We start from the raw sequence: 7,398 nt of genomic DNA on the forward strand, positions 1-7,398 counted from the left end.
AGTTAATGCTCAAATTGTTGAGTGGGAAGTGCTATGTGGAAAATTCCCTTGATTAAAATCAGGGAGGGAGATTTAGGTTGATTTTCGACGTTTGCTGATGAGTATTGCTCGCCGCCAATCGACTCTCGCTTAGCTAGAAACAGAATTTTTGGGGTAGCATTCTGAATTCTGATAGCCATGGAGTGGTGAGTTGGTGCTAGTTGCTGGATCTGCTCGTTACGAAAGGCATAGAGATTCGAGTCGGCGCTATCGAGGGTGACACTGTGCACCTCACCATCCGCGCGCCGAAGCGGATGATGATCGTGGAAGAGTTGGCTTCGGCCGAACGGCCGGGCGATGCGTCGATCCATGACTGACTGGTGACCTCCCTTTCCCCAATGCCGCTTAGCGGCCCCTCCTTGAGAACCAGCGTTTAGCTACTGCTGTCGTAATCGCTATCCCGCGTTGGGTTTGGGCAAGTTTGAATGAGCTTCGTCGTAGTCGGGGCTTGTCTGCCCAGCTTCCGGGGCAATCTTTCCGCTGACAAGCCACAAGGCGTACTCGGGAGCTAGCTCAACGATCACCTTGATGTCGTCTTCGTTAACCCGCCTGCCACCTCTTCTAAGCGCATACCATTTTTCGCGATCAATACCGCTCAGCTGCTCCAGTCGCTTAGCTGTCAGCTTTTTCCGCGCCAATATCGCGATGATTCGCTCTCTCATTTTCCTGCTTTCACCAGTGCATTCGGACTCAGCCGATTGCCGCTCATTTCCATCAAACTAAACTTGTCATTAATCAACTATCAAATATTGATAGTTGTATATGGATACTCATTGCCACGAATAGTGACGGAACGAGCATGGAACTGGAAGAGCTTGACCCACGCGGCTTGATAGGCCCGCAACAGGACGTTGAAACCATCGAGAGCTGGGCCGAACGCAATGGCGTTGCTTACGGCGTTGTTCGGGCCTGGGCCATGAAGGGCGTACTGCCCACCGTGAAGCTCGGCAAGCGCCGCATGGTTAACAGCGCTCTGCTTCGTGGCTGGCTCCTGGAGCAGGAGTGGATGGCATGAGTCGCACTAACCCGCAATTCAAGCTGCGCATGCCACTCGCACTCCGCTCCAAGGCCGAGCGGGCCGCAAAAGCTGCCCATCGGTCCCTGAACGCCGAGCTGGTTGTTCGACTTGAGCAGAGCTTTGTCCAGGAGGTGCCCGCCCATGAAGGATCACAACTACTACCTGCACCTCACCCACGCCGCGAACTGCGACTGCTCTGTCTGCTGGTCCCGTCGCGAACTGGCGGGCAGCGCACCCTCCCGGTCCACTCCCTGCGAGCACTGCCGCCCTGCGCAGATATCCAAGGTCGCTGGGCGCTGGGTCTGCCAGCCGGCCTTGTACTGCGAGAAACACAGGCCCGCCCGCCGCGCCCCGAAGTACTGGCACGTTGTGTACGACAGCGGGCCGCCCACGCCCTTCGTGCCCATCCACGAGCCGTTCGAGGACTGAGCCATGACTGACGCCCAACTCATCGCCCTGGTCGTGGCCCTGATCGCCGTCCTGACCTTCCGGCTGGCCAAGGCCCTCGGGCTTCTTCCGCGCCCGCGCCCCCACACCGGACTCGCCCCGGTCCAGGGCCGCCGCACCGGCTTGTCCGAACACGCTTCACCGTTCGGCCAAACGGAGCGCCGGGCGAAGCGCACCCTTGACCGCCCCCCACCCTGAAAAGCCTCGGCTGGGGAGAGAGGGGCAACGCTTCACCGCCCCGCGCTCCCGAGCCCTCGGCGGCAAGAGCGGGATGACAAGGGCAGCGCCCTTTGTGTTTGAGGCCTGACCGGCCACCCCGCAGCCCGACCGAACGCACCCAGGCACCACCCACAGCCACACCGACAGAACGGCCAACCACGGGTCGAGGGACCCTTCACGCCCAAGAAAGTCGAGCCGGCTGATTACCGACCGCGCCCAAGGCGCATCCGAAAGAGGAAATACCCATGTTCGACATCCCAACCGCCAAAGCCACCCTGGAAATCCTCGTCGTCCAGACCGACTGGTACGCCAAGAAAGACACCGGCGAAGTCTTCGCCAGCCTGCAGGGCTTCTCGCCCATCCCCCAGGGCTCCAAGGAACGCCCCAACGCCCGTGGCTTCGAGTTCACCGGCTACAGCTGCGACCCCACCGTCCTGGAGCAAATCGACTTCACCCGCGGCCCTCAGAAGATGAAGTTCGAAACCGCCGTCCGCCCCACCCGCGACCAATACGGCCGGATCGAGAACAAGCAAGTGATCGTCGCTGTGGTGAACGACCAACCGGCTCCGCGCAGCAGCCAGCCGAGTCGTCCGCAGCAGCCGCAAGCCACTCCGACTCCGAACGAGCCGGCCAAGTCCTAACCGGGGGAGGGCGCCGCCATGGTGATTCTGGATCGCGTCGTGTGTGACCGCTGCGGGCGGCCGATGGGCCAGCTCTGGAATCAACCGGCCCCGGCGTCCGACCTCCTGCCGAAGCTCCATGAACACACCTGCCCCGGTGGCTGCGAACAGCCGCTGCCGGCCCAGGTCCTGGAGCACGCGGCATGAACTTCATCGTCTGTGACGGCGACTGGGGCGTACGGGTAGGCGGCGGCATCGTCTGCGCCGGGCAACTGTCCGCTGTCACGGCTGAAGAACTCCGGACTTCGCTGGATCAAGGGTCCGGGCTTACGTGGGAGGACGCCATGGCGTTGAAGGATGAGGTGCTCATCCTCTTCGCCTCGGTCTTCGCCTTCCTTCTCCTGAAAAAACTGCTGTGAGGTCTCTATGAGCCAGAACCTGCAATCCCTCCTGCGCCGCTCCGTCGGTGCCACCACTGCTGCTGTCGGCACTGCCTGTGCCTTCGTCGGCTCCACCGTGTTCGCCGCCGTTCCCCCCGAAGCGACCGGCGCCCTGACCACTGCCGGCGAAGACACCAACACCATCGGTTGGGCTGTGTTCGCCGTCCTGGTCGGCGCGGCTGCGTTCAAGTACATGCGTCGCGCGCTGTAAGGCCGGCGTCCGCTCCACGGGCCCGGTTCGCCGGGCCTTTCTTTTCCCCAGGGCGAGAAGCGAGATGGTGAACCAATGTCCTTCGACTATCCGACGTTTTATCTGGCCCTTTGCTGCGTGGCTTTTTACCTGGTGTTTTTCGGGCGTCTCTGAGGCGGCGACCTATGCCTGGGTCTTTTTACCCGACAACCTCAACCTTGGCGCTAAGGCCAGCCCGGAAGCGTTGTGCGAGGCCGCCCGCTTAACCACCATCTATCCAACGAAGAGTGTCTCGCCGCTGTACCGTGATGGCACCCAGGCCGACTGCACCCTCCGAAATGCTGAGGGCACGCCGCGTTGGAGTAACCCGATGTATCGAATCGGGGACTCGTGCCCGCCGGGGCAGCCCTTTAACCCGATGACGGGGGCCTGCGAAGCTCCGGCCCCGGATGTGTGTGAACCCACCATCGGCCAGTCCCTTTCCCATGAGCACCGCATGGGCGAGTACACCGGCGGTGGCGCCATTGGTGCTCAGGTCGATCCGCCCGGCGTGGTCTGCCAGGGCTCCTGCCAGTACGCCTGGGACAGCGCCGGGCCCACCAACGTCTACCGCTTCGTCGATGGCACGCCCAATGGCGTGTTCGGCCTGTTCGCCTACAAGGGCAATGGCGTCTCCTGCTCCGCCGAAGACAGCCCCAACAAAGGCCCGTCCTCCCTCGAGGCGCAATCCAAGTCCGAATCCAGCTGTACCGACAAGGTGACCGATGGGGAAGGGCGGGTACACATGACCTGCCAAACCAGCGTCGAATTCACCAACCCGGGCTCGTGCGACCGGGGGCAAGTAGACGTCGGCTCTGGCATCCAGGACGTGTGCATTCCCAAGTCTCCCTCGCCGTCGCAACAGAAGACCGAGACCGAAAAGGACATCACCGAGGTCACCAACCCGGATGGTTCCAAGACCACCACCACCAGCGAAACCACCACCACGACCAACTGCTCCGGCACCAAGGCCTGCACCACCAGCGTCACCAACAACACCTCGGTCAGCCATACCAATGCCGATGGCAGCAAGGGCAGCGAGTCTTCCACCTGCACCGGCCCGGGCTGCAAGGACAGCGACGGCAAATCCCAGGACGACAAAGCCAAGGAAGAGCAGGACGAGGAAGAGAGCGAATCCAGCGCTTCCGGCCTGCAATGTGAACAAGCCATTGCCTGCGAAGGCGACGCCATCCAGTGCGCGATCCTGCAGCAGGAGAAGGAGCAGAAGTGCGCCGCCGAAGAACTGAACGACTTCGCCGGCCACAAGGGCGAAATCGAAGGCTTCCTCGCCGAAGCCGATCCCGGCAACCCCGAATCCCCGCAAGTCCAGGTGCCGTCCTTCATCCAGTCCGGCGCCCGCTGGCTGCCCTCAAACAGCTGCCCCGCAGACAAGACCGTCAACCTGCGCTCCGGTGGCGGCAAGACCCTCGCGTTTTCCTATGAGCCGCTGTGCGCGGCGGCTTCCGACCTTTCCTACGTGTTCGTCGCCCTCGCTGGGATAGCGGCGGCGTTATACGTGGGCCGTGCCTTTGGAGGTGCCTGATGCAATTCCTCTTCATCGCCCAGCTGATCATGATGATCATCGGCCCCGCCGTGCGCCTCGTGCTGCGCATGCTCGGCGTCGGCTTCGTCACCTACGTCGGCTACAACGCCGTGCTCGATGTGGTGCAGAACTACATCACCCAGAACATCGGCAGCACTGGGGTGGTGATCCAGCAGATGCTCGGCATCGCCAAGTTCGACGTCATCGTCAACATCTTCCTCTCCGCCATCACCACCCGCATGGTCCTCACCGGCCTGGACAAGGCCGCCGACCTCAAACGCAAACAAGTCTGGCGTGCCCCGGGCGGCACCTCCATTGATGCTTAAGGGAGGCGGCCATGATCATCTTACGCACCGGCAAGCCCGGCCACGGCAAGACCCTCAACGCCATCCGCGAGATCGACGACAAGGCCTTCAAGGCCGGGCGCGTCGTCTACTACCACAACGTCACCGGCCTCAAACCGGAGAAGCTGCAGGCGGCCTGGTTCGAGTTCGACGACGCCACCAAATGGTACGAGCTGCCCGCCGACGCCATCATCGTCGTGGACGAAGCCCAGGGCTCGGCAGCGGTTCCCATGTTCGGCGTGCGGGATCCGCGCAAGGCCATCCCCGAACACGTCAGCCGCCTGGAGCTGATCCGCAAGAACGGCCACGAGCTGCACCTGATCACCCAGGACCCGCGCTTCCTGGATGTGCACGCGCGGCGCCTGGCCGATGGGCATATCCACTTCATGCGGGTGTTCAAGTCGGCCCAGCTGTTGCGCTTCGAATCGCAGTTCGTCATCGAGGACGTGGAGAAGAAGACCGCCTTCAAGGACGCCGACAAGCAACCGGTGAAGATCGACAAGCGCTTCTTCGACGTCTATCAGAGCGCCAACGCGGGCCACCACTTCCGCGTCAACCTGCCGAAGAAGTTCATCCTGGCCTGCCTGGTGCTGGTGGTCGCGGCGGTGCTCGTCTACCGCGCCTATGAGCGCTACAAGCAAGGCTCCAAGCCGGTCGAGGCAGCCGCTGCGGCCGTCACGGAAAAGTCCCTGGTGGACAAGGTCAGCGACAAGGTCGATGCGGTGCTTAGCCCGCAGACTGGCAGTGGACCCAAGACCAAGGCGCAGTACCTGGCCAGCCTGGAGCCAAGGATCCCCGATATCCCGTCCACGGCGCCGGTGTACGACGAACTGACCAAGCCGGTGACCCATCCGCGCCTGTACTGCCTGTCCACCTCGGATCCGTTCCTGGTCGCCAAGCGTCCGCCGGACACGGTGAAGGATGGCGTCTCCTGCCAGTGCTACAGCCAGCAGTCCACCCGCGTGATGACCTCCTTCGACTTCTGCCTCAACGCCGCCACCTACGGCTTCTTCGACGCCAGCCTGCCGGACCGGCCATCGCTGGAGACCTACAAGGCCAATTCACTGCCGTCCACATCCGCCCCCACGCCAGGCTCCGATACGCCACCCAAGCAGGTGCGTGTGACCCAGGTGCCCTACGTGAAGGGGGAGTTTCTGTGGTAGCGGCGAATCACCAGGTGCACACCGTCAGGCCTTCTCCCGCGGGCCTTTTGCCCGGATGCGAGCCCGCGAGCACCGCGCAAAGGGCCGCGGGCCTGACGTCCCTGTAGCACGTCTTATGAATGGCTCTTAGCCGTGTCGATTCGTTTCAATTCGTGGAGCTTGGAAGCATGAAAAAAGCAGTGGATCAGGTTCGACTGGACCTCACGACCGGTCTTGAGTCTCGCGACTCGCGCCTGTTCTTCGACCCGAAGACGGCCCGCATGACGAACCTTGAAAAGGTCCGATTGCTGGGCTGCCGGGTGGACACCGTGCGCCAGTTGTACCGAGGCCTCATTCGTCCGGAACTGGTCACGGCCATTGAGCGAGGTGGCATTGTCCAGTTCGCGGGACATCACTGGCATGCCGGACGTGTGGGGCGTGATTCGGGCTACCAGTACAAGCTGCAGAACGCGGACCTCGGCTTCGTCCTGTTGCTGAAGAACTTCAACGTGAAGATCGACGTGATCGGCGCGCACATGAAGATCGAAGTGAGCCCGCACGCCATTCAGTCGTGTACTCCCGACGTCCTGCAGGAGTGGATGGACCGCTTCGCCAAGGAAGCCATGCAGCACGTCGAGCCCAACCAGTGCGCCGTCCACCTCGCCCTGGACGTGCAGGGATGGGCACCTCCCGTGGATCTGATTGACCGTCTGCTGTGTCGTGCGCGTACCCGCCGCGACCTCTCCGGCATCAAGGAAGTCCACTACGACGGGGAAGCCGTCTCCTATGGCCGTGGCCAGTCCTTCCTGTTCGGTTCTGCGTCAGGCATACAGCTCGCCATCTACAACAAGTCCTTGCAGGCCTGGAGCATCGACAAGCTCGACTACTGGCGTTCGGTCTGGTCCGGCATGGACAACCCGTTCAATTCCGACGACGACCAGAACTACGACCCCGAAGCACCTGTCTGGCGGATCGAGCTGCGCTATCACCACTCCATCGTCCAGCAGTTCGCTGACGGCTCGGCCGATATGCAGACGGGCGCCATGATCGACAACCGCACCTTTGCCGAGCTGGCCGGCCATCTCGACGGGCTGTTTCAGTACGGCCTGGAGTCTTTCCGCCTGTGTTCCAGCAAGGGCGTGCTCGATGCCTTCTGGACCCTCATGCGCCAGGACGTGAAGGTGTCTATCCCGGCTGAATCGCTGGCCGGACGCACCCACTACAAACGCCACTTCAAGACCTCCCAGGGCTTCACCGGCAAGAACGTGGAGCTGTTCCTGGGAAACTTCATCAGCCTGCTCGCACGGGAGCGTGTAGGCGCGGAAAAGGCCTTCGCCAGCCTCAGGGAGTGGGTGTG

Annotated in this window: 13 protein-coding genes and 1 pseudogene; 12 read left to right on the plus strand and 2 right to left on the minus strand. The window is 62.4% G+C overall.

Annotated elements, in window-relative coordinates:
- Positions 1-2 precede the first annotated feature (2 nt).
- Together E8F20_RS00125 and E8F20_RS00130 are read right to left on the minus strand one after the other, a co-directional pair.
- The gene (locus E8F20_RS00125) at positions 3-350 is read right to left on the minus strand and encodes a hypothetical protein (RefSeq protein ID WP_280281891.1); all 348 of its coding nucleotides are present in this window, start codon (positions 348-350) and stop codon (positions 3-5) included.
- A gap of 84 nt (positions 351-434) precedes the next feature.
- Positions 435-701 (minus strand): DNA-binding protein, encoded by a 267-nt coding sequence (locus E8F20_RS00130; RefSeq protein ID WP_280281892.1) that lies wholly within the window; start codon positions 699-701, stop codon positions 435-437.
- 137 nt (positions 702-838) lie between these two features.
- Here E8F20_RS00130 and E8F20_RS00135 point away from each other — a divergent pair, with 137 nt between their 5' ends.
- From E8F20_RS00135 to E8F20_RS00190, 12 genes and pseudogenes are all read left to right on the plus strand, one after another.
- Positions 839-1,054, plus strand: coding sequence for a DNA-binding protein (locus E8F20_RS00135; protein ID WP_280281893.1), 216 nt, complete (start codon positions 839-841; stop codon positions 1,052-1,054).
- Positions 1,051-1,179, plus strand: a pseudogene (locus E8F20_RS00140) (Arc family DNA-binding protein); the annotation flags it as partial. The gene E8F20_RS00135 and the pseudogene E8F20_RS00140, both read left to right, overlap by 4 nt.
- A gap of 19 nt (positions 1,180-1,198) precedes the next feature.
- Positions 1,199-1,486 (plus strand): DUF5447 family protein, encoded by a 288-nt coding sequence (locus E8F20_RS00145; RefSeq protein ID WP_280281894.1) that lies wholly within the window; start codon positions 1,199-1,201, stop codon positions 1,484-1,486.
- Between the two features lie 3 nt (positions 1,487-1,489).
- Entirely contained in the window at positions 1,490-1,702 is a 213-nt protein-coding gene (locus E8F20_RS00150) for a hypothetical protein (RefSeq protein WP_280281895.1), read from the plus strand.
- Positions 1,703-1,968: 266 nt separating this feature from the next.
- A complete protein-coding gene (locus E8F20_RS00155; protein ID WP_280281896.1) occupies positions 1,969-2,364 on the plus strand; it encodes a DNA-binding protein in 396 nt (131 codons plus the stop codon).
- 18 nt (positions 2,365-2,382) lie between these two features.
- Positions 2,383-2,550: a hypothetical protein gene (locus tag E8F20_RS00160; RefSeq protein ID WP_280281897.1), complete on the plus strand. Its 168-nt coding sequence runs from the start codon at positions 2,383-2,385 to the stop codon at positions 2,548-2,550.
- Entirely contained in the window at positions 2,547-2,762 is a 216-nt protein-coding gene (locus E8F20_RS00165; RefSeq protein WP_271470251.1) for a hypothetical protein, read from the plus strand. The genes E8F20_RS00160 and E8F20_RS00165 overlap by 4 nt, the downstream gene beginning before the upstream one ends.
- A gap of 7 nt (positions 2,763-2,769) precedes the next feature.
- Positions 2,770-2,994, plus strand: coding sequence for a major capsid protein (locus tag E8F20_RS00170; RefSeq protein ID WP_280281898.1), 225 nt, complete (start codon positions 2,770-2,772; stop codon positions 2,992-2,994).
- Between the two features lie 430 nt (positions 2,995-3,424).
- Positions 3,425-4,555 carry a virulence factor TspB C-terminal domain-related protein gene (locus E8F20_RS00175; RefSeq protein ID WP_280281899.1) on the plus strand — a complete coding sequence of 377 codons (1,131 nt, stop codon included), beginning with the start codon at positions 3,425-3,427 and terminating at the stop codon, positions 4,553-4,555.
- Complete coding sequence (locus tag E8F20_RS00180) at positions 4,555-4,881, plus strand: DUF2523 domain-containing protein (protein WP_271470248.1); 327 nt, start codon at positions 4,555-4,557, stop codon at positions 4,879-4,881. The genes E8F20_RS00175 and E8F20_RS00180 overlap by 1 nt, the downstream gene beginning before the upstream one ends.
- 11 nt (positions 4,882-4,892) lie before the next feature.
- Positions 4,893-6,062, plus strand: coding sequence for a zonular occludens toxin domain-containing protein (locus E8F20_RS00185; RefSeq protein ID WP_280281900.1), 1,170 nt, complete (start codon positions 4,893-4,895; stop codon positions 6,060-6,062).
- 167 nt (positions 6,063-6,229) lie between these two features.
- Positions 6,230-7,398: hypothetical protein (locus E8F20_RS00190; protein WP_280281901.1), on the plus strand; the 1,169-nt coding region annotated here is incomplete at its 3' end.

It is taken from the genome of Pseudomonas sp. BN415 (assembly GCF_029871195.1).
Taxonomy (GTDB): domain Bacteria; phylum Pseudomonadota; class Gammaproteobacteria; order Pseudomonadales; family Pseudomonadaceae; genus Metapseudomonas; species Metapseudomonas resinovorans.